The sequence below is a fragment of the Actinoplanes sp. NPDC051859 genome, from assembly GCF_044452725.1.
Lineage (GTDB): Bacteria > Actinomycetota > Actinomycetes > Mycobacteriales > Micromonosporaceae > Actinoplanes.
Map to the genome: position 1 here is coordinate 21680 of NZ_JBITBX010000001.1, position 23403 is coordinate 45082.

Consider the following 23403-nt stretch of genomic DNA (forward strand, 5'->3'; position numbering starts at 1 on the left):
CAATGATCGACATGCGTCCCACCAGCACCAAGCGCGATCACTTTGGGTGATGTCGACAGCTTGTGCGGACAGTGGCGGCGCGCGGTCAGTCGTCGTCGCGGAGGGTCGCGATGAGACCCAGAACCTGCCGCAGCGCCGGGCGGAGCACCCGCAGCCGGGAGAGCCCGACGAGCCGGTCGATCAACGGCACGATCCCGTCGATCAGCCGACGCGTGCGGCGCCGGTCCGGGGAGCGGTCGTACACCCAGAACAGCACGACGCCCATCCACCCGAGCCAGAGCAGCTCGGGCAGCTCCTTGCGCAGCTCCGGATCGAGCTTGGCGGACGAGCCCTCCACCACATCCCGGAAGATCGATACCGCGGCCTCCCGCGCCGGCGACGACTCCTTCGAGAACGGGCTCAACGGCGACGACGGCTCCGCCGCGGTCTTGAAGAACGTCCCCGCAAACGAGTGGTACGGCTCGTTGACGTCGATCCCCGCATGCAGCACCCCTCGCAACCGTGGGGCGAAATCCTTCTCGCGCGCCAGCATCGGCGCCGCAGCCACCCGGTGCGCGGCCTGATTCCGGTCATAGAACCCCTGGATCAGGTGTTCCTTGGAATCGAAGTAGTAGTACGCGTTCCCGACCGCGACCCCAGCCTCTTTGGCGATGGCCCGCATGGTGGTCTCGGTGTAGCCCCGTTCCCGGAACAGTCGCAGTGCCGTCTCGAGAATGAGCTGCCGCGTCTGTTCCCCCCGAGCCCGCCGCGGTCGCTCGTCCGGGGCGGCGGTGCCGGCGTTCGGCTCATCAGCGGCAGCTGTCGTCACACACGTCACCGTAGTCTTCTCCGCGCGTCGATCTGCGGACGGCTGACGCTGCGGCGATGAACCGCCGTGCGGTGGGGAGCAGTGCTGGCGTACTCAACCGCTCCGCCATGCCCCGGTAGTCGGCCAACGCCCAGAGGCAGGCCAGCCATGCACCGTCGGCGATGTACACCAGGCCGTTGTCGGCGACGACCGTCAGATCGCGCAAGGTTGCCGAGTGGTCCAGGCCCGGAAAGCTCTCCCGGGCCGTCGTCGACCCGGCCGGCACGAACCGCAACGGTACGAGCTGAGCCCGGTTCGCCAGCCATCGGTGCGCCGCCCGGCAGATCGGGCAGCCCTCGTCGTAGAGCACGGTGAGCGCGGTGATCCGGCCGCCGACGTCGCCGGCCGGATCGCTGGTGCTGGTCACGCTCGCCCGTCCATCCAGCCGTCCGGCGTTCCTGCTCCAGGCTGGCCCGGCGTCCCTGCTCCAGGCTGGCCCGGCGTCCCCGGTCCGGCTTGTCGCGGCGCTTCCGGTCCGGCTTGGCTGGGCGTTCCCGGTCCGCTGTGTCCCGGCGCTGCTGGTCCGGCCTGGCTGGGCGCTACTGGTCCGGCTGGCGTGGCGGGGTGCTGGACAGGGTGGGCTCCCAAGCGTCCGGCGGCCATCTGGGCTGCGGCGTATTGCTGGGCTGCGGCCTGCTGCTGGTGCTGGGTGGCCGGCAGGCCTGGGCCGCCGGCAGGGAAGGCGGGGAGGCGGCCGGCCGGAAGCAGCGGCGGCTGGGTTTGCTGCTGGCGGAGGCGCCCGCGCCGGTACCGGCCGAGGAAGAAGACGTTGAGCACGTGCAGCAGGCCCAGCACCAGCAGGACCAGTCCGAGTTTCGTGGACAGCTTCTCCAGGGCGCTGGCGACGGTGGTCAGGCTCCCGCCGGATGCCATAGCCACTGCGACGTAGCCGAGGTTCAGCAGGTAGAACCCCATGACGAGCAGGTGGTTGACCGCTTGGGCAAGCCGGGTGTCCTGGAAGACGTCCTCGAGGAAAACCAAGCCGTTGCGGGTCAGTGTCGTCGCCACCCAGACCGTCAGCCCGATGCTGATGGCGAGGTAGACGAGGTACATCCAGATCTTGTGATCCATGGCCTTCTCGCATTCTTTGAACACGTTCAACTGGTGCTGGCCTCACCCTAGGCCGATTCTTGAACGTGTTCAAGGGAGAGCTGGACCACACTCCAGCACCTCGGCAGCCGCCCGACCATTAGCCAGGCTGGCCCCGAAGGTGACGACAAACGCTTGCGCCCCGGCCGGCCGCCACGACGACGGCCAACCCAGCTCCACCACGACGACGGCACAGCGCGCCGCGAGTGCTTCCACCAGGCCCCGAGTCGCCTCGGCCCGATGGAGATGCCGGCCCACCACCACGACCGGTCGTGCGCCCGCCCACCCGGCGATCTCCGCGGCCGACACCTCCGCTGCGACGACCGGGATCTCCTCCACACCGGCCAGGTGCGGCGCCAGCCCCCACGGCAGCCGGCCCTCGGCGATCGAATGCGCCGAACCGACCCGGATCACCAGCGGTCCCGCCAGGCCGGTCACCACGCCCTCCACCCGTACCGCCCGCCGGGCCGCCTCGGCACCGACCGTCGAAAGCCTGCCCGCTGAAAGCCCGACCGCCGAAGACCCGCCCGCGGAGAGTGCGCTCGCTGAGGAGTCTGCTGCCGTTGCGGCGGGGTCGGCGTGCGGAGCCCAGGCGGCGAGTGCGGCAGTACGGCCTGCGGCGTCCTCCAGCCGCCGTCGGTCGAGGCGTCCCTCGGTAACGGCGTCGGCGATCTCCGCCACGACCAGATCGACCAATCCGGCGTCGACCCGCGCGCCCAGGCACAGCAAATCGGCGCCCGCGTCCAGCGCCAGCACCGCCGCCGCCCCGATCCCACCGGCAGCCGCACAGGCTCCCGCCATCTCCAGTGCGTCGGTGACCACCGTGCCCGTGAAGCCGTACTCGCCGCGTAACAGGTCGTGCAAGGCGGCGCGGCTGAAAGTGGCGGGTGCCGTGCCCGTCAGCGCGGGTACCCGGATGTGTGCGGTCATGATCGCCTGCACCCCCGCAGACACCGCCGCAGCGAACGGTGGCAGGTCACGGTCCTGCAGCACCGCCAGGGGCACGTCGACGGTTGGCAGCCCGAGGTGTGAGTCCGTACGCGTGGCGCCATGGCCGGGGAAGTGTTTCGCGCACGCCGCCACTGCTGCGGACTGGAGGCCGTCGATGGCCGCGGCCGTGTGTCGGGCGACCTGGGCGGGGTGGGCGCCGAAGGAGCGCGTACCGATGACGGGGTTGTCGGTTTCGGTGTTGACGTCGACGACCGGGGCCAGGTTGAGGGTGATCCCGACGGCCGACAGGTCCGCGCCGATGGCCGCGTAGACCCCTCGGGTGAGGTCCGGGTCGTCGACTGCGCCGAGGGCGGCATTTCCCGGGTACGGGCTGCCGGTGCGATGCGCGAGCCGGGTCACGTCGCCGCCTTCCTCGTCGATGGCGAGGATGACGTCCGGCCGGGCCGCGCGCAGGTCGGCGGTGAGCGCGGGGAGCCGGTCGGTCACGTTCGTGGCGAACAGCGTGAAGCCGGCCAGTCCGTCGGCGAGGAGGTCGCGGGCCCAGGGCGGCATCGACGGGCCGGCGAACCCGGCGAGCAAGGTGCCGAGGGCGAGCTGACGCAGTCCGGGATCGATTGTCATGGTGTCCTTCCGCCGGCTGCCGGGGGAGGTGGCCGGCGAGGCGGCCTGTCCTGCGCCGGAGTGAGCTGCCATGATCGCTGAACGTCTATCGGACCAGCCGAAGATGCGGCGTCTTTGCTGACCGTTACGCTGCGGCTACGCAAGCACCAGGGAACATCGCGAATAGTAGGGGAAGTTCATGGCTGCCACCCGCCTTCCGGGCACCCCCCGGCTGCTGCGCGCGCTGAACGATCGCGCAGCACTCGAGCTGCTGCTCTCGAGGGGGCCGCTCACCCGCGCCCAACTCGGTGAGCTGACCGGGTTGAGCAAGGTCACCGCTTCGCAGCTGGTCGAACGGCTGGAGGAGCGCGGCCTGGTCCAGCGCGTGGGCGAGCAGGCCGGCGGCCGGGGACCGAACGCCCAGCTCTATGCGGTCGCGCCCGGCAGCGCCCACGTCATCGGCGTCGAGGTCCTGCCGGACCGGGTCGTGGCCGCCTGCGCCGACATCACCGGCGAGATCGTGGGCCGCAGCGAAAGATCAACCCAGGACAGCGACGATCCGGTACGCGCGGTGCACGCCGCCGTGCAGCAGGCCGCCGCCGGCGCTGGCACCGACCTCACCTCGATCCGCCGCGTGGTGCTCGGCACCCCCGGCCTGGTCGACCCGAAGACCAGCGAGGTCTCGTTCGCCTTCGACCTGCCCCGCTGGCACCGTGGCCTGCTGGCCGAGCTGCGCAAGGACCTCAGCGTCCCGGTGGTGTTCGGCAACGACGTCAACCTGGCCGCCGTCGCCGAGCAGCACACGGGCGCGGCCAAGGACGTCGACGACTTCGTGCTCATCTGGGTGGGGCGCGGCGTCGGCCTCGCCACGGTCATCGGTGGCCGCCTGCACCAGGGCAGCACCGGTGCCGCCGGGGAGATCGGTTACTTGCCCGTGGCGGGTGCCGAGGTGCCGCACAACGCCTCCAAGCGCGGGGTGAAGGGCGCCTTCCAGACCCTGGTCGCCGCGGATGCCGCCAAGGCGATCGGCAAGGAGCACGGCTTCACCGGCGCCGAGTCCGCCGATGTCGTCCGCGCCGCCGTCGAAGCCGGGCCAGCCGGTGCGCCGGTCCTGGACGAGCTGGCCCGCCGTCTCGCCCTCGGCGTCGCGGCCACCTGCGTTGTCCTCGATCCGCCCCTGGTCGTTCTGGCCGGCGAGGTGAGTCAGGCCGGTGGCACTGCCCTCGCCGAGCGGGTTGCGGCCGAGGTCGCTTCGATCACCCTGGTCGCCCCGCAGGTGGTCGTCAGCGAGGTCGCCGCCGAACCCGTCCTGCACGGCGCCCTCCGCACCGCCCTGGACGCCGTCCGCGACGAGATCTTCGGTTCCACGACCGACCGCTGACCCCGGGGTGGGTGATCGGCCCGGCCTGGCGTCGGGGATCGGTGGCGGTGCGTGGTTGGATGGGTGCGTGCTCGAGCCGGAGACCATCACAGCCCCTGACGAGGACACCGTCATCTCCTTCGACCGGGTGGGCGTCATCCGCGGCGGGAACCATCTGCTGCGTAACGTTTCCTGGCAGGTCGAGCTGGATGAGCGGTGGGTGATCCTGGGGCCCAACGGCGCCGGGAAGACCACATTGCTCAATCTGGCGTCAGCCCGGATGCACCCGTCCCGAGGCACAGCATGGGTGCTCGGCGAACGGCTGGGACGCACGGATGTTAGCGAGCTGCGGACCCGGGTGGGCATCACCACCGGGCAGCTCGCCGACCGGGTGCCGCCCGAGGAACGGGTGCTGGACGTGGTCGTCACGGCCGCGTGGTCGGTGGTCGGGCGCTGGCGGGAGAGCTACGACCCGCAGGACGAGCGGCGGGCGCGGGCGCTGCTGGACCAGCTCGGCATGGGTGCGCTGCTCGACCGGGAGTTCGGCACCCTGTCCGAGGGGGAGCGCAAGCGGACCCAGATCGCCCGGGCGTTGATGACCGACCCCGAGCTGATGCTGCTGGACGAGCCCACGGCGGGTCTGGACCTGGGCGGTCGCGAGGATCTGCTGGCCCGGCTGACCGAGCTCGCCGAAGACCCGGACGCACCCGCGATGGTGCTGGTCACGCACCACGTGGAGGAGATTCCACCCGGGTTCACGCACGCGATGCTGCTGCGCGAAGGCTCGATCGTGGCCGCCGGGCTGCTGGGGGAGACGCTGACCGCGGACAACCTGTCGAAGACGTTTGGTCTGCCGCTCGTGGTGCAGCGCTCAGGTGGCCGCTTCACCGCCCGCGCCGCCTGAGGCCGCCGTGTCGACGCCGCCGCGGATTGTGGTCGCCGGAAGCGCCAACATGGACCTCGTGGGGTTCGCCGGGCGGCTGCCGCGGCCGGGCGAGACCGTGCTGGGCGACGACTTCGTGATGACGCCGGGCGGCAAAGGTGCGAACCAGGCCATCGCCGCCGCCCGGGCGGGCGCCACCTGCACACTGTTGGGGGCGATCGGGTCCGACGCGTTCGGCGTCACCATCAAAGCCCGATTGAACGCCTCCGGTGTGGACACCACGCACCTGCGGACCAGCTACGGCTCGTCGGGCGTCGCAGTGATCATGGTGGACCGGGCGGGTGAGAACGCCATCCTGGTGAATCCCGGCGCCAACAGCACCTTCGCGGGGCTGAGCGCCGCCGAGGTCGCCGTGATCGCCGACGGTGACGTGCTGCTCTGCCAGCAGGAAATCCCGCCGGACACCGTGGTGGCGGCAGCTCGCGCCGCCCGCTCCGGCGGCACCCGGGTCATCCTGAACGCGGCTCCGGCCCGGGAACTGCCGGCCGAGTTGGTGGAACTCGTCGACCTGCTCGTCGTGAACGAGTCGGAGGCGGCCGCCATCACCGGCACCACCGAGCCGGACCTGGCCGGGCTGCTCACGGTCGCACCCCGCGTGGTGCTCACGCTGGGTGCCGAGGGTGCGCGCTACGCCGACCGGGACGGCCGCGACGAGACGATCCCCGCGTACGAGGTGGAAGCCGTGGACAGCACCGCGGCCGGGGACGCCTTCACCGGCGCACTGGCCGTTGCCTGGGGAGAGGGTCGGGACCTGGTCGACGCCGTGCGGTGGGCGAACGCCGCGGGTGCTGCCTGCGCGCGTACGGTAGGAGCTTCCGGATCGTTGCCCGCCCGGGCCGACATCGACGCGCTGGCCGAAAGTCAGGCCTGACGGGCCACGGTCACGAAGGTTTGGACCTCGTTGCGCAGCACCTCGGCGAGGCGGCTGAGGCCCGCCGAGCCGGAATCGTGGCTGCCGTCGATGGCGATGGTGATGCCGTCGATGAGGCCGCTCATCTCACGGATGCTGCCGGTCACCGTCTCCAGCACCCGGACCGCGTCGGCCGTCGCCTCCTGCACGGTGGTGACCTGGCCGAGGATTTCCGCCGACGAGTCGCTGGTCTCGTTGGCAAGGTTCTTCACCTCGCCCGCCACCACGCTGAAGCCGCGCCCGGCCTCGCCCGCACGGGCCGCTTCGATCGTCGCGTTGAGGGCGAGCAGTCGGGTCTGCGAGGCGACCGAATTGATCAGGTCGACGGCTGTGCGAATCTGCTCGGAGGCGGTCTGCAACGAATTGACCGTCTCGACGCCGCGCTCGGCCTCCGAGACCGCATCGCGGGCGAAGTCGGCCAGGCCGTTGGTGGAGGCGCCCATCTCCGTCGCCGCCGTGGCGACCTGCTCGGACACGGTGAGTACGGCCGACTCCAGCTGATCGGCGAGCGCCGACCGGGACTGGCTGGCCTCGTGCAGCCGGGCCGCCGCCTGACTCAGCTCGTCGTTCGACTGGGAGATCTGGACCGCCGCACGCCGGTAGGCGCCCTGCATGCCCGGGGTGAGAAAACGGCGGTGGAAACGCCCCTCGGCGGCCGCGGCGAGCGACGCCCCGGATTCTCGGATGAACGCGTCGGTGACGTCGAGGACGGCGTTGACCGCGTTCCGAGCTTCGCGTTCCTCGGTGGAGTCGCCCAGCGGCGGGAGCCGGGCCTCGAAGTCCCCGGCCGCGGCGCGCCGACAGACGTCGGTGATGAGGCGCAACGTGTCCGGGTTCATGAGCGGGCCTCGTTGGTGAGCTCCCACACGAACTCGTCGTACGTCTGCCCCCGCCCCGCGAGCATCCGCTGGAACAGGTCCCACGATGCCTGGAGCGCGGTGGGTGAGTCGGCGTGCCGCTGCTCTTCCGCGCGCAGTTCGGCGTAGACACCGGTGATCGCGCTGACAGCGGCCGGTTCGGGGCGGCGCCGGAACGAGTGGTAGCCGGTGAGCGCCCCGCCCACGCCGTACGACGGGGTCACGTGGGCGAGGACCCAGTAGTGCGCGCCGTCCGCGGCCAGGTTCACGACGTACGCGAAGACCTCCTGCCCCTCGGCCAACGTGTCCCACAGCAGCTTGAAGACGGCCCGGGGCATGTCGGGGTGCCGGATGAGGTTGTGCGGCTGGCCCAGGGCCTCCGCCTCGCTCAGCGCCGACAAGCGCAGGAACGTGTCGTTGACGTACGTGATGACGCCCCGCTGATCGGTCTTCGTCACGATCAGTTCGTCGTCGCCGAGCGTGCGTTCGACGCCCGTGGGGCGTACCTGGGTGGCCTTCATGATGGTCGTATCGTCCCTGGTCGCCAGGGCGCCGCGGGGCTATTCGGCGGAAGAGGCGACGCGCAGACCCCACAGCACGAGCGGCACCTGCAGCGGCAGCCGCCCGTAAGCGATCGCCCGCCGGCCGGCGGGCGCGTGCCGCCAGTCGTAGGCCATCTTGACGTTGGCGGGGAAGACAGCGGCGAACAACCCGGCCGCGGCCAGGCCACCCAGGCGGCGAGTCTTCGGATGGGCGACCGCGGCGGCGACGGCCAACTCGGCGACGCCGCTCAGGTAGGTCCAGGTGCGCGGGCGGCCCGGCAGCGCGCGCGGGACGATGCTGTCGAACGGCTTCGGCGCGGCGAAGTGCAGGACGCCGGTGGTCGCGAGCAGGCCGGCGAGGGCGCGGGCGGAACTCACCGCGGGGCCGGTTCGTGGTCGAGGGCGCGTTGCAGTGCCCGGTAGATCTGGCCGAAGCGCTGCGCGTTCTCCGTACGCAACAGCATGGTCCGGTGGCCGCGCACGTCCGCCCAGATCTCCATCCGCCGACTGCCGCGGTCATAGGAGCGGTCCATGAACTCGAGCAGGACGTCGGCGAGCGGCGCGGCGGCCAGGCCGACGAGGATGCCGCCGCCGGCCAGCGCGATGGTGGTGCTCGTCGAGGCGTCGATGACCAGCGCAAGGAGCACGCCGAACGCGCCGATGACCACGGGTGCGAGGATCGCGATGCCGATGGCGCCCCGGCCGGCTACGGCACCCCACTGCCGGCGGCCGCGCTCGTGCCACACCTGCGCGAAGTCGTGCAGCCGGTAGTCATGCCCGCCGATCCGGATGCCGCTCGACGTGACGAGCACCTCGCGGTCCCGGTAGTAGGTGACCATCGCCCCTCCCTGTGCGTGCAATGGTACTTACCCAGTGGCGGACGCCTTACGCTGTCCGCACGTGAACGATCGATCAGGAGGCTGTCCGGGTGAGTGAGTTCGTGAAGCTGGAGATCGGCGACGGCATCGGCACGATCCGTCTTCAGCGGCCGCCGATGAACGCCCTCAACACGCAGGTCCAGGAGGAGTTGCGCGAGGCCGCGCAGCAGGCCACCGCGTCCGACGACGTCCGCGCGGTGATCGTGTACGGCGGGGAGAAGGTGTTCGCCGCGGGCGCGGACATCACCGAGTTCACCACCACGACCTACCAGGAAATGACCGTACGCGCGGCCGCGTTGACCGGCGCATTCGACGCCGTCGCGCGCATTCCCAAGCCCGTGGTGGCCGCGATCACCGGTTACGCGCTGGGCGGCGGCTGCGAGCTGGCGCTGGCCTGTGACTGGCGGGTCGTCGCCGACGACGCGAAGCTGGGCCAGCCGGAGATCAAGCTGGGCATCATTCCGGGCGCGGGCGGCACCCAGCGGCTCGCCCGCCTGGTCGGCCCGGCCAAGGCCAAGGACCTGATCTTCTCCGGCCGGATGGTCGACGCCGAGGAGGCACTGCGGATCGGCCTCGCCGACCGGGTCGTGCCGGCCGCTGACGTCTACACCGCCGCGGTGGAACTGGTGCGGCCGTTCGTCAACGGTCCGGCCATGGCCCTGCGTGCCGCCAAGCAGGCCATCGACGGCGGTCTGAGCATGGACCTCGCTTCCGGTCTCGCGCTGGAGAGCCACCTGTTCGCCGGGCTCTTCGCGACCGACGACCGGATCGAGGGCACCACAGCGTTCGTGGAGAAGCGCAAGCCCGGCTTCACCGGCCGCTAAGACCGGCGGGATATTCGGGTGGTTCCGTTGCCCGAGCGCACCGGAACCACCCGAACAGATCTCGCGGATATCGATGCGTTGCCATAAAGTTCCCCTCTGTGACGATGCCGGCGGTGCGGGGGACATCGGTACGCCGCACTGTGACCGTCGCGGTGGGGCTCCTCACCGGACAAGCCCTGCTCTGCGCCGTGCTCGGCTTTCTCACGTACGAGGAGGACGCGCCGCGCACGCAGCAGCGCGCCGCTGGGCCGCTCGTCGACGCGCCGATCCCGGCACCCAAGGTCACCCAGCCGGCTCCCGGCGAGTCCGCCCGTAGCGCACACGGGCGAGCCGGGACTCAGCTGTCGCGGAACGGCCTTCCCGCACCCCCTGCGCCATCCACCTCATCCGCACCGTCCGGGCCGGTGCGGATCGTGCCGTCCCCGAAGTGGACCGCCCTCCCCACGACGACCCCGGCGGCGGACCCCAGCACCGAACCGCCCGCCCCGCCGATGCCGCCCCCGCTGCCCTCCCGGCCACCGGAGGACGGACGTCGCCCGACGCCGCGCATCGGGCAGCCCTGCGAGGAAGAGGACGCGACCGGCCGGACCCGTGGCGGCCGGGCCGTACGCTGCCTCCGCGAGCGCGGCGGTGAGCTGCGCTGGCAGCCGATCGACCCGACCTCGGTCTTGATCGACTGATACCGCCGAGCGCCTACACTGACGCGCATGTCCATCGACCAGGGTCGGCACTCGCTCGGCGTCGACTTCGGCACCTCGAACACGGTCGCGGTGGCCCGCTGGCCGGACGGGCGGGCCCGGCCCATCCTCGTCGACGGATCCCCGCTGCTGCCCTCCGCGGTCTACGCCGAGCCCAGCGGCCTCCTGCTGGTTGGCCGGGACGCCGTGCACAGTGCCCGGCGCGATCCGGCCCGTTTCGAACCCAACCCCAAGCGCCGGATCGACGACGACACGGTGCTGCTGGGCGAGGGAGAGGTGCCGGTCGTCGACCTCATCGCCGGAGTGCTGGTGCGCGTCGCCGAGGAGTGGCACCGGGCCGTCGGGCCGTACCGGCCGCGGCTGACCTTGACCTGCCCGGCGACCTGGGGCGCGAACCGGCGCGGCCTGCTCGCCGAGGCCGCCGCGCGCGCAGGGTTGGCGGGTGCCCGGCTGGTCGCTGAACCGGTCGCCGCCGCCACGTACTTCGCCGAGGTGCTGGGCCGTGATGTGCCCATCGGCTCGGTGGTGGTGGTGCACGACTTCGGCGCCGGCACGTTCGACGCCAGCGTGGTCAAGCGGACCGCCGAAGGGTTCGAGGTGCTGGCCGTGGACGGCCGCGACGACATCGGCGGGCTGGACGTGGACGCGGCCGTTGTCGAGCACCTCGGCGTCATCTGCGCCGAGCGCGACGCCGAGGCCTGGAAGCGGCTCACCGAGCCCTCGACGCTGGAGGAGCGCCGCGCGCAACGGCAGTTGTGGGACGACGTCCGCATCGCCAAGGAACGGCTCTCCCGCACCCAGTCCGCGGACGTGATGGTCCCGCTGCTCGACCTCGAACTGCACGTGACCCGCGAAGAGCTCGAGCAGCTGGCCCGCCCGATCCTCGACCAGACCGTCCGGGTGACCCGGGACCTGTTGCGCTGGGCGGATCTGCCGGCAGGTCGGCTCGCCGGGGTTTTCCTGGTCGGCGGAGCCAGCCGCATCCCGCTGGTGGCGACGCTGCTGCACCGTGAGTTGGGCGAAGCGCCCGTGGTGATCGAGCAGCCGGAGCTGGTGGTGGCCGAGGGGAGCATCCTGGCCCAGGCGGCGGTGTTGGCCTCGGAACCCGCGGCACCCGGTCCCACCTCGGAGCTGAAGTTCGTGTCGACTTCCTCCGTGCCGGCCGCCACCCCGGCCGATCCGCCCGCACCGAGCACGACCGGGCCGCTGCCGGTGGCCGTGGACCCGTGGCCCGACGCGACGCAGCATTGGCAGATCGACCCGGACGCGACCGTGCCGGCTCCGCCGATGCCGATTTCCGTCCCGCCCGCTGCCGAGCCACTGCCCGTAGTCCGCCGCGCACGCCGCGCTCTACGGCGAGTGCAGGTGGCGCTCAGTGTGATCGTGCTGGTCGCCGTGCCGGCGGCCGCGCTGGTCGTCGCCTTCAGCGTCGCGGCAGAGGTGCCGATCGATCGAAGCGTGCCCACTTTGATCGAGGATCTGCGTCGCCTGCTGGGGTGAGTCTCGTTCACGTTCGGCGCTCCGGCCGGTAGCGTGCTCGGCAGGACTCGGACACGTCGGAGGCGGGCATGGCGGACATGATCGAGGGACACGGCGGGGACCTGGCGCTGGCGGCGCTGCGGGCGTACGGAATCACGGAGATGTTCACGCTCTCCGGCGGTCACGTCTTCCCGATCTACGACGCCGCCCACAAGGCCGGTTTTCCGCTCTATGACGTGCGGCACGAGCAGTCCGCGGTCTTCGCGGCCGAGGCGGTCGCCAAGTTGCAGCGCCGTCCCGGCCTCGCGGTGCTGACCGCCGGCCCCGGCGTCACCAATGGCATCTCCGGCCTGACCAGCGCGTTCTTCAACGCCTCGCCGGTCCTCGTCCTGGGCGGCCGGGCACCGGCGTTCCGCTGGGGCTCGGGCAGCCTGCAGGAGATCGACCACATCCCGCTGGTCGCCCCGGTCACCAAGTACGCCGCCACCGTGCCCGGCACCGACCAGGTCCCGGCCGAGATCGGGCGGGCGCTCACCGCCGCGCTGACCGCCCACCGCGGTCCGTCCTTCCTCGACCTGCCGCTGGAGGTGCTCTTCTCCACGGGCGACGCCACGCAGCCGGGCGACCCCGAGATCCCGACAATCGAGCCGGACCCCGACGAGGTCGCCCGCGCTGCCGCCCTGCTCGCCGCGGCCGAGCGCCCGGTCATCATCGCCGGCTCCGACGTGTGGGGCGGCGACGCGGTCGCCGAGCTGCGCGCCGCCGCCGAAGCGTTGCAGATCCCCGTCTTCACCAACGGCATGGGCCGCGGCGCGCTGCCGCCCGGCCACCCGCTCGCCTTCGCCAAGGCCCGCCGCCCCGCGCTGGGCGGCGCCGACGTCGTCGCGGTCATCGGCACGCCGCTCGACTTCCGGCTCAACTTCGGCGAGTTCGACCCGGCCCAAGTCATCCACATCGTCGACGCGCCCAGCCAGCGCGCCACCCACGTCCAGGCCGCCGTCTCGCCCGCCGGTGACCTGCGGCGCATCCTCACCGCCATCGCCGACCACACCGGCGACCGCGCCGACCACAGCGAGTGGATCAGCGGCCTGCGCGCCGCCGAGGACGCCGGCAAGGCCCGCGACGCCGAAGCCATGGCCGCCGAAAGCGACCCCATCAAACCCGCCCGCGTGTACGGCGAACTCCGCAAAGTCCTCGCCCCCGACGCGGTCACCATCGGCGACGGCGGCGACTTCGTCTCGTACGCGGGCCGCTACCTCGAGCCCGCCCAGCCCGGCACCTGGCTCGACCCCGGCCCGTACGGCTGCCTCGGCACCGGCATGGGTTACGCGATGGGCGCCCGCGTCACGTACCCGGACCGGCAGATCTGCGTGCTCATGGGCGACGGCGCGGCTGGCTTCTCACTGATGGACGCCGAGTCTCTGGTCCGCCAGCAGCTGCCCGTGGTGATCGTGGTCGGCAACAACGGCATCTGGGGCCTGGAGAAGCACCCCATGCAGGCCATGTACGGCTACGACGTAGCGGCCGACCTACAACCCGGCCTGCGTTACGACGACGTCGTGACGGCGCTGGGCGGGGCCGGTGAGACCGTGGAGAAGTCGGGCGATCTCGGGCCGGCGCTGAAGCGGGCGTTCGCTGCCGGCGTGCCGTATCTGGTGAATGTGCTCACCGACCCGGCGGACGCGTACCCGCGGTCGTCCAACCTGGCTTAGGGCCGCTACTCCTCGTTCTTCTTCAGGTCGCGTTCCCACTGGTCCAGCAGCTCCCGTTCGCGGCGGGACTGCTCGGTGTCCATCGAGCGCAGGAAGTCGGGGTCGTCGTCGGGCGACATCGGGCGGGGCCGGGCGCGGCGCACCGGCCCGCCCTCGCGCGGCGGCGGCAGCGGGCGGCCCCAGATGAAGTAGGCGAGCGGGCCGAGCAGCGGCACGAGCAGGATCACGAGGACCCACAGGATGCGCGGCATGGCGCGGACCCGATCGGCCGATAGCGCACTGATCAGCGCGAGCACGAGCAGGACGAGTTGCACCGCAGCGAGGAAGACGAACACCCGGACCATGAAGCAATGATGACGCGCCTTGCTGGGAACGGCGACGGTCTGGGCCGAGCGGTCCTCACAACAGGACGAGAACCGTGCCCAGCAGGGAGCATGCGACGGTGAGCAGCGCATAGCAGAGCACCGTGCGGCGGCCCGGTTGCGGCGGCCACCGGCGCAGTCCGTGTGCCCGCCGATAGCCGAGGGCGACCAGGGCCGCCCAGCCGGCCAGCATGATCCCTGCGATCAAGATCACTGCGGGTCGCGCGCTGGGCGCGAAGGCCGGCCGTGCGGCCAGCAGCGCGACGGCAGCGGCGGACATCCCGGTACGCCGCCAGGCAAGCCGGGTGCGTTCCGCGGCGGCTCCCGGGTCTTTCTCCGGCTGAGCTGCGGGGTCGGTCGCCGGGCGTCGGTCTCCCGGCTCGGTCACCGCCAGGCCTTGATGAGGACGGCGATGACCAGGAGCACTGCGCCGACCGCGACGATCAGGGCCAGGATGGCGGGGAAGCGAGACCGGGGCAGGTCGGTGCCGAGGCGCATGGCTTTTTCCGTACGCGCCCAGTGGTCGACGGCACGGACCGCGACCACCCCGCCGAGCAGCAGCAACGCCACCGCGATGATCTCCCGCAGGTGGGTGATGGGCAGCGGTGGCAGGAACTGGGCGCAAGCCAGACCGCCGGCGAGCAGCGCCAGCGCGGTACGAATCCAGGCCAGGAAGGTGCGCTCGTTAGCCAGGGAGAAGCGGTAATCCGGTTTCTCGCCGGCCATCGGGGTCCGCTGGGGGTCGAACCACTGAACAAGCACGCCGTCGATTATTGACCTGATCGGTGCAGAATGCCTCCGGCGGGCGGTCCGGAGTGCGCCATCTCATGGCTCAAGTCCTGCCACAATCGGCGGATCTCCATACTGAGGCAGGCTTCGCGGGGCTTGCCGCAGCTGCACCATGCTCCCTCCGGCCCGGTCGGGGCATGCGGTGGGGGAGGATGGTCTTCGAGCGGGGCCGGCCCGCTCGCAGAAGGAGTGCTCTGTCCGGACATGTCGCAATACCTCCTCGACTCGACTGTAGCGATCTTGGAATCGCCGCGGGTGAGGTGAGTCACTCTCGGTGGCGGGGAACCACAAGCTACCGGCGGGTAACATTCGGAGGAAACGCGAAACCGGCTGCATGGCGTGCGTCCATAAACAGGAGGGTCGTCGAAGCGCGATGAACATCGTCGTACTGGTCAAGCAGGTGCCCGACTCCGGTGCCGAGCGCACCCTGAGCGCGAGCGACAACACCGTCGAGCGCAGCTCGGCGAACAACGTCATCAACGAGATGGACGAATACGCCATCGAAGAGGCGCTGAAGATCAAAGAGGCGCACGGTGGCGAGGTGACCGTCCTGACGATGGGTCCCGCCGGTGCGACCGAGTCCATCCGCAAGGCCCTCTCCATGGGTCCCGACAAGGCCGTGCACGTGCAGGACGACGCCCTGCACGGCTCGTGCGCCGTGGCGACCTCGAAGGTCCTCGCCGCCGCCCTCGGCACGCTGAACGCCGACCTGGTGCTCTGCGGCTCCGAGTCGACCGACGGCCGGGTCCAGGTCATGCCGCACATGCTCGCCGAGCGGCTCGGCATCGCGGCGCTGACCGGTGCCCGCAAGCTCACCGTCGACGGCGCGCAGCTCACCGCCGAGCGCCAGACCGACGAGGGCTACGAGGTCGTCACCGCGGCCACGCCGGCCGTCGTCAGCGTGTGGGACACCATCAACGAGCCGCGCTACCCGTCCTTCAAGGGCATCATGGCGGCCAAGAAGAAGCCCGTGCAGACCCTGTCGCTTGCCGACCTGGGCGTCTCGGCGGACGAGGTCGGCTCCGCCGGCGCCACGTCGGCCGTGCTCGAGTTCGCCGCCCGGCCGCCGCGCAGCGCCGGCACCAAGGTCACCGACGAGGGCAACGGCGGCGCGCAGCTCGTCGAGTACCTCGCCACCGAGAAGTTCGTCTGAGAAGGGGTCCCACCATGGCTGAAGTACTGGTCGTCGTCGAGGCCTCCCAGGCTGCCGGCGTCAAGAAGGTCACGCTCGAAATGCTGACGATCGCCCGCGGTCTGGGCGAGGTATCGGCGGTCGTGTTCGGCGACGCGGGCGATTTCACCGCCAAGCTCTCCGAGTACGGCGCACAGAAGATCTACGCCGCCACGGGCGAGGACGTCGAGGGCTACCTCGTCGCCCCCAAGGCCACCGTCGTCGCCGAGCTGGTCAAGCGCGTCCAGCCCGCCGCCGTCCTGCTCGCCTCCACCCAGGAGGGCAAGGAGATCGCCGGCCGCCTCGCGGTCAAGCTGGACAACGGCCTGCTCACCGACGCGGTCGAGCTGGCCGCCGACGGTACGGCCACCCAGGTGGTCTTTGCCGGCTCCGCGATCGTCAAGTCCAAGGTCACCAAGGGCCTGCCGATCGTCACCATCCGCCCCAACTCGCTGACCCCGGCCCCCGCGCCGGCCACGCCTGAGGTGGAGCAGCTCACCGTCGCCGTCACCGACGCGGACAAGCTGGCCAAGGTCGTCGAGCGGGTCACCGAGCAGAAGGGCTCCCGCCCCGAGCTCACCGAGGCCTCGATCGTCGTCTCCGGCGGCCGCGGCGTCGGCAACGCCGACAACTTCAAGCTGGTCGAGGAGCTCGCCGACCTGCTCGGCGGCGCCGTTGGCGCGTCCCGCGCGGCGGTCGACTCCGGCTACTACCCGCACCAGTTCCAGGTCGGCCAGACCGGCAAGACGGTCTCCCCGCAGCTGTACGTCGCCCTCGGCATCTCGGGCGCTATCCAGCACCGGGCCGGCATGCAGACCTCGAAGACGATCGTCGCGGTCAACAAGGATCCCGAAGCCCCGATCTTCGAGCTCGCCGACTTCGGCGTGGTGGGCGACCTGTTCAAGATCGTCCCGCAGGCCGGCGACGAGATCCGCAAGCGCAAGTAACACCGCGTACCGCCACGACGGCCCGCCGACCTTGTTGGTCGACGGGCCGTTGTCGTCCCCCGGCGTCCTTGGGGGCGGGCGCGGCGAATCGGTTGACGGGTCAAGGCATAAGCTTCACTGCGATGGCCTACCTGGATCACGCGGCGACCACGCCGATGCTCGCCGAGGCGCTCGACGCGTACGTCGCAGCGGCCCGGCAGGTCGGCAACCCCTCGTCCCTGCACGCAGCCGGCCGCGGCGCCCGCCGGCTCGTCGAAGAGTCCCGCGAACGCATCGCCGCTGCCCTCGGGACGCGGCCCTCCGAGGTGATCTTCACCAGCGGAGGGACCGAAAGCGACAACCTGGCGACCAAGGGCATCTACTGGTCCCGGCGCGCCGCGGACTCCCGCCGTACCCGCGTGGTGGCGTCGGCGGTCGAGCACCACGCCGTGCTGGACGCCGTGCAATGGCTGGGCACCCACGAGGGGGCGACCGTCGACTGGCTGCCGGTCGACGGCGCCGGCCGCGTCGACCCAGCCACCCTCGAAGCCCTGCTGGACGCGCACGGCGACGAGATCAGCGTGATCAGCGTCCAATGGGCGAACAACGAGGTCGGCACAGTCCAGCCGGTGACCGCCCTCGCGGCCCTTGCCACCCGCCACGGCATCCCCTTTCACACCGACGCCGTCCAAGCCGTCGGACAAATCCCGGTGGACTTCGCCGCCAGCGGCGCGGCCGCCCTCACGGTCAGCGGACACAAGCTGGGCGGGCCGGTCGGCGTCGGCGCCCTCCTGCTGAGCCGCGACGTCGCCGCCACCCCGCTCCTGCACGGCGGCGGCCAGGAACGCGATGTCCGCTCCGGCACCCTCGACACCCCCGGCGTGGTGGCGTTCGCCGTCGCGGTCGAGGCCGCGGTCAAGAGCCAGCAGGAGTACGCAACCCGGATCGCCGCCCGCAGAGACGACCTCGTCCGCCGCGTCCGCGCCGCCGTACCCGATGCGGTCCTCAACGGTGACCCGGTCGACCGCCTGCCGGCCAACGCGCACTTCTCCTTCCCCGGCTGTGAGGGCGACGCGCTGCTGCTGTTGCTGGATGCGCAGGGGATCGCGTGTTCGACCGGCTCGGCCTGCTCAGCAGGCGTGGCGCAGCCCTCGCACGTGTTGCTGGCCATGGGCGCGGACGACGACCGGGCCCGCTCGTCGCTGCGCTTCACCCTGGGCCACCCGTCCACCGACGCCGACCTGGACGCCCTGCTGGCGGCGCTGCCCGGGGCGGTCGACCGGGCTCGACGGGCCACAGCCTGGAAAACTCCACGCCTCTCCTGAAAGCGACCCGGCTCGCCGCCCCGCCCACAGCTCCGGGCGGCGCTGTCTTGCCGGGCGGCGCTGGTCTTGCCGGGCGGCGCTGGTCTCACTGCTGGAAGGCGGTGGGGGAGCGTCGGAGGCGCGGGCTAGGCTTGCCGGCGTGCGAGTGCTTGCAGCAATGTCCGGCGGTGTCGACTCCGCCGTCGCTGCCGCGCGCGCCCAGGATGCCGGCCATGACGTGACCGGCGTGCATCTGGCGTTGGCGCGGAATCCCCAGACCTACCGGACCGGGGCGCGGGGCTGTTGCACCCTCGAAGACTCCCGGGACGCGCGGCGGGCCGCGGATGTCATCGGCATCCCGTTCTATGTGTGGGACATGGCCGACCAGTTCCACGAGAACGTGGTCGACGACTTTGTCGCCGAGTATGCCGCGGGTCGCACCCCCAACCCGTGCCTGCGCTGCAACGAGAAGATCAAGTTTGCCGCGGTGCTGGACCGGGCGATCGCCCTCGGCTTCGACGCCGTGGTGACCGGTCACCACGCCCGCCTCGGCGCTGACGGTCTGCTGCGGCGCAGCGTCGACATCGCCAAGGACCAGTCGTACGTGCTGGCCGTGCTCACCCGCGCGCAGCTGGACCGGGCGATCTTCCCGCTCGGCGACTCGACAAAGGCGCAGGTTCGCGAGGAGGCCGCCGCTCGCGGACTTGCCGTCGCGGAGAAGCCCGACTCGCACGACATCTGCTTCATCGCCGACGGAGACACCCGCGGCTTCCTCGCCGGCCGCCTGGGCGAAACCCCCGGCGACATCGTCGACGGCCGCACCGGCGCGGTGCTCGGCCAACACGCCGGCGCCTACGGGTACACGGTCGGCCAGCGCAAGGGATTGGACCTGCGTGTCCCGGCCCCCGATGGCCGCCCGCGGTATGTCCTGTCGATCACACCGAAGACCAACACCGTCACCGTGGGTCCGCGCGAGGATCTGGCGGTCAGCACGGTGACCGCGGAGCGCCCCATCTGGCATGGCGTAGCCACACCGCTGGCGTGTGAGGTCCAGCTCCGCGCCCACGGCGAGGTCGTCGGCGCGGAGGTTGCCGTCGACGACGCGGGCTTCATCGCACGGCTGCGCACTCCGGCCCGCGGCGTGGCAGCCGGCCAAGCGATCGTGGCGTACCAGCCGGACCCGGACGGAGACATCGTCCTCGGCTCAGCAACCATCACCGCCGGTCATGCCGACTCCTCGTCGGGCACCGACACTGGGTCGGCGGTCGAGCCTCGGGAGCCGGGCGTTTCGGTCGGTGGTCGCGGTGATGAGGCTGGGTCGGCGGCTCCCGTTGCCTGATTTTCCCTGGCCGGCGGGTGCGGCGACCGGAATCGGGTCGTTGCCCGGCACCGATGTCACCGAGGCGCAGCGGCTGATCGTCGGCGAGCTGCCCGAGCTGCCGCACCTCGCCGAGCTGCCGGGACGCGGCCCCGGCGCCGATCTGATCGGCCGCGGGACCGGGTTCCTCGTCGAGCTGCCGGTCCAGCTCTACGCCGGACGGTGGCAGATCGCCCCACGAGCCGGCCGGGACCTGCGACGCACCGCCGACCTGCTGGAGCGGGATCTCGACCAGCTCACCGAGCGCGCTGACGGCTTCACCGGCACAGTCAAGGTGCAGGCCGCGGGACCATGGACGCTCGCTGCGAGCCTCGAACTGCCCATCGGCGGCCGGCTGCTGCGTGATCCTGGTGCGGTCCGGGACGTGACCGATTCGCTGGCCGAAGGGCTGCGTCGCCACGTCGCCGACGTCAGCAAGCGGCTGCCCGGCGCGACCGTGGTGCTGCAACTCGACGAGCCGTCGCTGTCGGCGGTGCTCGCCGGGCAGGTGCCGACCGAGAGTGGTCTGAGTGCCTACAAAGCCGTCGACGGCCCCGACGCCGCCAGCGCGTTGCGCACGGTGATCGAGGCGGCTGGTGTGCCGGTGGTCGTGCACAGCTGTGCTCCGGGCGTACCGTTGCCGCTCCTGCGGGATGCGGGGGCCGCCGCCGTGGCGCTCGACCTTGCGCTGCTGCAAGATCTCGATCCGTTGGGCGAGGCGATCGAGGCCGGGATCGGCCTCTTCGCCGGGGCCGTGCCCACGCTGCCGCCGTCCGCGGGTCGCGCGCCGACGTCGGCCCAGATCGCCGATCGGGTACGCACCCTGTGGCGCAAGCTCGGATTCCCCGCCGCCCGCCTACCGGAGCAGGTGGTGGTCACCCCGGCCTGCGGGCTCGCCGGCGCCACCCCGGAATACCTGCGTACCGTGCTGAAAGCCTGCCGCGACGCGGGACGGCGACTCGCCGAAGTGTGAGACGGACGCCGGCGGATCGCGTGGTCGTTGTCCGTCGATGGGCGGAAAGTCTGATCATTCGAGGTTCGACGGAAGCAGTGGCCGGGCACTATGCGAGACATGATTGGACGTCTCGACACCGTCGTCATCGACTGCCCTGATCCGCGCGCCCTGGCCCGGTTCTACACCGAACTGCTCGGCATGCACGTGGTGCAGGACGACGACGACTGGGTGCAGATCCGCACCGACTCCGACGGCCCGAGCATCGCCTTCCAACAGGCGACCGACCTGCTTCCGCCGCAGTGGCCCGACCATGACCGCCCGCAGCAGTTCCACCTCGACGTTCGGGTCGACGACGTCGACAAGGCAGAGAAGCGGGTGCTGGCGGCGGGTGCCAAGCGGCTCGACGGCGGCGGGGAGAAGTTCCGCGTGTACGCCGACCCGGTCGGGCACCCGTTCTGCCTGGTCTGGTAGCGATTTCCGGTTTGCGTGCCCGGGGTGGCGACTGTTGCCGTGCGGGTCGGCGGGATTTGTCAGGGGGTCCGGCTAACGTGCCTCCTGAACGCCGAACACGGAGGTCCCGGTGCCCGAGAAGCAGTCCCCGAACGCAGAGTCGGCGGCCGACGCCGCAGAGCTTGCCGCCGCTGAGGAGGCCAGCGCCGAGGGCGGCGGCAGCACCGGTGCGCCGCCGACCGCCGCGCAGGTCGCTGCCGCCGGCGCCGAGCCGACACCCGAGGCCAGTGCCCGGCACGCCGAGCTGAGCGAAGAGATCAGCAACCACCAGTACCGCTACTACGTGCTGGACGCGCCCACCGTGTCGGACGCCGAGTTCGACACGCTGCTGCGCGAGCTGACCGCGATCGAGGACGAGTTTCCCGCACTGCGAACGCCGGATTCGCCGACGCAGAACGTGGGCGGGACCTTCTCCACCCAGTTCACCCCGGTCGAGCACGCCGAGCGGATGATGTCGCTCGACAACGTCTTCGACGACGCCGAGCTGGGCGCGTGGGCCGAGCGGACCGTGCGCGACGCCGGCGGGCCGGTCGAGCTGATCTGCGAGCTGAAGGTCGACGGCCTCGCCATCAACCTCACCTATGAGAAAGGCCGACTCGTCCGCGGCGCCACGCGCGGCGACGGGCGCACCGGCGAAGACGTCACGCCGAACGTCCGCACTATCCGGGAGATCCCCGAGCGGCTGGCCGGCGACAACCCACCGGACCTGCTCGAGGTGCGCGGCGAGATCTACTTCCCCGGCTCCGCCTTCGCCGACCTCAACGCCGCACTGGTCGAGCAGGGCAAGGCACCCTTCGCCAACCCGCGCAACGCCGCCGCGGGCAGCCTGCGGCAGAAGGATCCGCGCATCACCGCCACCCGCGGCCTGCGGATGGTCGTGCACGGGATCGGCGCCCGTCAGGGATTCACCCCCACCTCGCAATCCCACGCCTACGAAGCCCTGAAGGACTGGGGACTGCCGACCAGCGACCGGTGGAAACTCGTCGACGACCTGGCGGGCATGCGAGAGTTCATCGCCTACTACGCCGAGCACCGCCACGACGTCGAGCACGAGATCGACGGGGTGGTCATCAAGGTGGACTCGGTGGCGATTCAAGGCCGGCTGGGCTCGACCAGCCGGGCACCCCGCTGGGCCATCGCCTTCAAATACCCACCGGAGGAAGTCACCACCAAGCTGCTCGACATCGACGTCAACGTCGGCCGCACCGGGCGCGTGACGCCGTTCGCGGTGCTCGAGCCCGTGCACGTGGCCGGGTCGACCGTCGCGCTCGCCACCCTGCACAACGCGCGCGAGGTCGAGCGCAAGGGTGTGTGGATCGGTGACACCGTCGTGTTGCGCAAAGCCGGCGACGTCATCCCCGAGGTGCTGGGCCCGGTGATGGACCTGCGGCCGGCCGACGCACGGCCGTTCGTCATGCCGACGGAATGCCCCGCGTGCGGCACGGCGCTCGCTCCCGCCAAGGAAAGCGACATCGACATCCGCTGCCCCAACTCCCGGTCCTGCCCCTCGCAGCTGCGGGAACGGTTGTTCCACCTGGGCAGCCGCAAGGCGTTCGACATCGAGGTGCTCGGCTACAAGTCCGGTCAGGCCCTGCTCGAATCGCAGATCATCACGGACGAAGGCGACCTGTTCCACATCACCGCCGAAGACCTGACCCGGGCGCCCTTCTTCGTCAACAAGGACGGCTCTCTCGGCAGCAACGCTGCCAAGCTGCTGGAGAACCTGGTCGAGGCAAAGCGGCGGCCGCTGTGGCGAGTGCTGGTCGCCCTCTCGATCCGGCACGTTGGTCCGACCGCAGCCGAGGCGCTGGCCCGGGACTTCGGCTCCATCGAGGCCATCGAAGCGGCGGTCGCCGAGGACCGGCTGGCGGAATTGTCCGCTGTGGAGGGTGTCGGCCCGACCATCGCAGAAAGCCTGCGCGAGTGGTTCGCCGTCGACTGGCATCGCGAGATCATCGCCAAGTGGCGTTCGGCCGGGGTGCAGATGGCCGATGAGCGTACGGAGGACGGTCCGCGTCCGCTGGAAGGCGTGTCCGTGGTGGTGACCGGCACACTCGCCTCCCATTCGCGGGATGCGGCAACCGAGGCGGTCACCTCACGCGGCGGCAAGGTGAGCGGCTCGGTCTCGAAGAAGACCGGCTTCGTGGTGGTGGGCGACAACCCCGGCAGCAAGTACGACAAGGCTTTGCAGCTCAAGGTGCCGGTGCTCGACGAGGCAGGCTTCGCGGTGCTGTTGACCGATGGGCCGGAGGCAGCTCGCGCTGTGGCGGAGATGGCCGAGGAGCCGCCAAAGGAGTAGCCGGCCGATGGGGTGGCTGGCCGTGCCAGCCGGCACTCTG

Annotated in this window: 25 protein-coding genes; 14 read left to right on the forward strand and 11 right to left on the reverse strand. The window is 71.3% G+C overall.

Features of this window, described 5'->3' with window-relative positions:
* Positions 1-85 precede the first annotated feature (85 nt).
* From ACIA1L_RS00075 to ACIA1L_RS00090, 4 genes are all read right to left on the reverse strand, one after another.
* Positions 86-808, reverse strand: a complete 723-nt coding sequence (locus ACIA1L_RS00075; RefSeq protein ID WP_396069960.1) for a TetR family transcriptional regulator — start codon at positions 806-808, stop codon at positions 86-88.
* Positions 789-1214, reverse strand: a complete 426-nt coding sequence (locus tag ACIA1L_RS00080; protein WP_396069961.1) for a thiol-disulfide oxidoreductase DCC family protein — start codon at positions 1212-1214, stop codon at positions 789-791. The genes ACIA1L_RS00075 and ACIA1L_RS00080 overlap by 20 nt, the downstream gene beginning before the upstream one ends.
* The gene (locus ACIA1L_RS00085; RefSeq protein WP_396069963.1) at positions 1211-1918 is read right to left on the reverse strand and encodes a hypothetical protein; all 708 of its coding nucleotides are present in this window, start codon (positions 1916-1918) and stop codon (positions 1211-1213) included. The genes ACIA1L_RS00080 and ACIA1L_RS00085 overlap by 4 nt, the downstream gene beginning before the upstream one ends.
* A gap of 69 nt (positions 1919-1987) precedes the next feature.
* Positions 1988-3508: a glycoside hydrolase family 3 protein gene (locus tag ACIA1L_RS00090; RefSeq protein ID WP_396069964.1), complete on the reverse strand. Its 1521-nt coding sequence runs from the start codon at positions 3506-3508 to the stop codon at positions 1988-1990.
* 178 nt (positions 3509-3686) lie between these two features.
* On the opposite strand from ACIA1L_RS00090, the gene ACIA1L_RS00095 reads away from it, so the two are divergent.
* The 3 genes from ACIA1L_RS00095 to ACIA1L_RS00105 are packed head-to-tail and all read left to right on the forward strand — an operon-like array spanning position 3687 to position 6661.
* Positions 3687-4868 carry an ROK family protein gene (locus ACIA1L_RS00095; protein WP_396069965.1) on the forward strand — a complete coding sequence of 394 codons (1182 nt, stop codon included), beginning with the start codon at positions 3687-3689 and terminating at the stop codon, positions 4866-4868.
* Positions 4869-4905: 37 nt separating this feature from the next.
* Positions 4906-5751 (forward strand): ABC transporter ATP-binding protein, encoded by an 846-nt coding sequence (locus tag ACIA1L_RS00100; protein WP_396070957.1) that lies wholly within the window; start codon positions 4906-4908, stop codon positions 5749-5751.
* A complete protein-coding gene (locus ACIA1L_RS00105) occupies positions 5723-6661 on the forward strand; it encodes a ribokinase (RefSeq protein ID WP_396069968.1) in 939 nt (312 codons plus the stop codon). Before ACIA1L_RS00100 ends, ACIA1L_RS00105 begins: the two co-directional genes overlap by 29 nt.
* Here the strand turns inward: ACIA1L_RS00105 and ACIA1L_RS00110 are convergent.
* From ACIA1L_RS00110 to ACIA1L_RS00125, 4 genes are read right to left on the reverse strand one after another with little or no spacing between them, the layout of a single operon-like run.
* Positions 6652-7539, reverse strand: coding sequence for a methyl-accepting chemotaxis protein (locus ACIA1L_RS00110; RefSeq protein ID WP_396069971.1), 888 nt, complete (start codon positions 7537-7539; stop codon positions 6652-6654). The genes ACIA1L_RS00105 and ACIA1L_RS00110 overlap by 10 nt on opposite strands.
* Complete coding sequence (locus ACIA1L_RS00115) at positions 7536-8078, reverse strand: PAS domain-containing protein (RefSeq protein ID WP_396069973.1); 543 nt, start codon at positions 8076-8078, stop codon at positions 7536-7538. Before ACIA1L_RS00115 ends, ACIA1L_RS00110 begins: the two co-directional genes overlap by 4 nt.
* Before the next feature lie 39 nt (positions 8079-8117).
* Positions 8118-8477, reverse strand: coding sequence for a hypothetical protein (locus ACIA1L_RS00120; RefSeq protein ID WP_396069976.1), 360 nt, complete (start codon positions 8475-8477; stop codon positions 8118-8120).
* Entirely contained in the window at positions 8474-8938 is a 465-nt protein-coding gene (locus ACIA1L_RS00125; protein WP_396069979.1) for a DUF6232 family protein, read from the reverse strand. The genes ACIA1L_RS00120 and ACIA1L_RS00125 overlap by 4 nt, the downstream gene beginning before the upstream one ends.
* Before the next feature lie 89 nt (positions 8939-9027).
* Between ACIA1L_RS00125 and ACIA1L_RS00130 the strand changes: the two genes are divergently transcribed.
* From ACIA1L_RS00130 to ACIA1L_RS00145, 4 genes are all read left to right on the forward strand, one after another.
* The gene (locus tag ACIA1L_RS00130; RefSeq protein ID WP_396069982.1) at positions 9028-9801 is read left to right on the forward strand and encodes an enoyl-CoA hydratase/isomerase family protein; all 774 of its coding nucleotides are present in this window, start codon (positions 9028-9030) and stop codon (positions 9799-9801) included.
* Positions 9802-9899: 98 nt separating this feature from the next.
* Entirely contained in the window at positions 9900-10481 is a 582-nt protein-coding gene (locus ACIA1L_RS00135) for a hypothetical protein (protein ID WP_396069984.1), read from the forward strand.
* Between the two features lie 27 nt (positions 10482-10508).
* Positions 10509-11999, forward strand: a complete 1491-nt coding sequence (locus ACIA1L_RS00140; RefSeq protein ID WP_396069987.1) for an Hsp70 family protein — start codon at positions 10509-10511, stop codon at positions 11997-11999.
* 68 nt (positions 12000-12067) lie between these two features.
* On the forward strand, positions 12068-13690 hold the full coding sequence (locus tag ACIA1L_RS00145) for an acetolactate synthase (protein ID WP_396069989.1): 1623 nt from the start codon (positions 12068-12070) through the stop codon (positions 13688-13690).
* 5 nt (positions 13691-13695) lie between these two features.
* On the opposite strand, the gene ACIA1L_RS00150 is transcribed toward ACIA1L_RS00145, so the two are convergent.
* From ACIA1L_RS00150 to ACIA1L_RS00160, 3 genes are read right to left on the reverse strand one after another with little or no spacing between them, the layout of a single operon-like run.
* A complete protein-coding gene (locus tag ACIA1L_RS00150; protein ID WP_396069990.1) occupies positions 13696-14034 on the reverse strand; it encodes a PLDc N-terminal domain-containing protein in 339 nt (112 codons plus the stop codon).
* 55 nt (positions 14035-14089) lie between these two features.
* A complete protein-coding gene (locus ACIA1L_RS00155) occupies positions 14090-14440 on the reverse strand; it encodes a DUF202 domain-containing protein (protein ID WP_396069991.1) in 351 nt (116 codons plus the stop codon).
* Positions 14437-14778, reverse strand: a complete 342-nt coding sequence (locus ACIA1L_RS00160; protein WP_396070958.1) for a YidH family protein — start codon at positions 14776-14778, stop codon at positions 14437-14439. Before ACIA1L_RS00160 ends, ACIA1L_RS00155 begins: the two co-directional genes overlap by 4 nt.
* Positions 14779-15214: 436 nt before the next feature.
* On the opposite strand from ACIA1L_RS00160, the gene ACIA1L_RS00165 reads away from it, so the two are divergent.
* The 7 genes from ACIA1L_RS00165 to ligA all read left to right on the forward strand — a co-directional run bounded on the left by ACIA1L_RS00165 (position 15215) and on the right by ligA (position 23363).
* On the forward strand, positions 15215-15994 hold the full coding sequence (locus ACIA1L_RS00165) for an electron transfer flavoprotein subunit beta/FixA family protein (protein ID WP_396069993.1): 780 nt from the start codon (positions 15215-15217) through the stop codon (positions 15992-15994).
* Positions 15995-16008: 14 nt separating this feature from the next.
* Complete coding sequence (locus tag ACIA1L_RS00170) at positions 16009-16959, forward strand: electron transfer flavoprotein subunit alpha/FixB family protein (protein WP_396069995.1); 951 nt, start codon at positions 16009-16011, stop codon at positions 16957-16959.
* 122 nt (positions 16960-17081) lie between these two features.
* Entirely contained in the window at positions 17082-18263 is a 1182-nt protein-coding gene (locus ACIA1L_RS00175; protein WP_396069997.1) for a cysteine desulfurase family protein, read from the forward strand.
* Between the two features lie 139 nt (positions 18264-18402).
* Positions 18403-19581 (forward strand): tRNA 2-thiouridine(34) synthase MnmA, encoded by a 1179-nt coding sequence (mnmA, locus tag ACIA1L_RS00180; RefSeq protein ID WP_396069999.1) that lies wholly within the window; start codon positions 18403-18405, stop codon positions 19579-19581.
* Positions 19550-20572, forward strand: coding sequence for a methionine synthase (locus ACIA1L_RS00185; protein ID WP_396070959.1), 1023 nt, complete (start codon positions 19550-19552; stop codon positions 20570-20572). The genes mnmA and ACIA1L_RS00185 overlap by 32 nt, the downstream gene beginning before the upstream one ends.
* A 99-nt stretch (positions 20573-20671) precedes the next feature.
* Positions 20672-21025, forward strand: a complete 354-nt coding sequence (locus ACIA1L_RS00190) for a VOC family protein (RefSeq protein WP_396070000.1) — start codon at positions 20672-20674, stop codon at positions 21023-21025.
* A gap of 109 nt (positions 21026-21134) precedes the next feature.
* Complete coding sequence (gene ligA / locus ACIA1L_RS00195) at positions 21135-23363, forward strand: NAD-dependent DNA ligase LigA (RefSeq protein WP_396070002.1); 2229 nt, start codon at positions 21135-21137, stop codon at positions 23361-23363.
* Positions 23364-23403 lie beyond the last annotated feature (40 nt).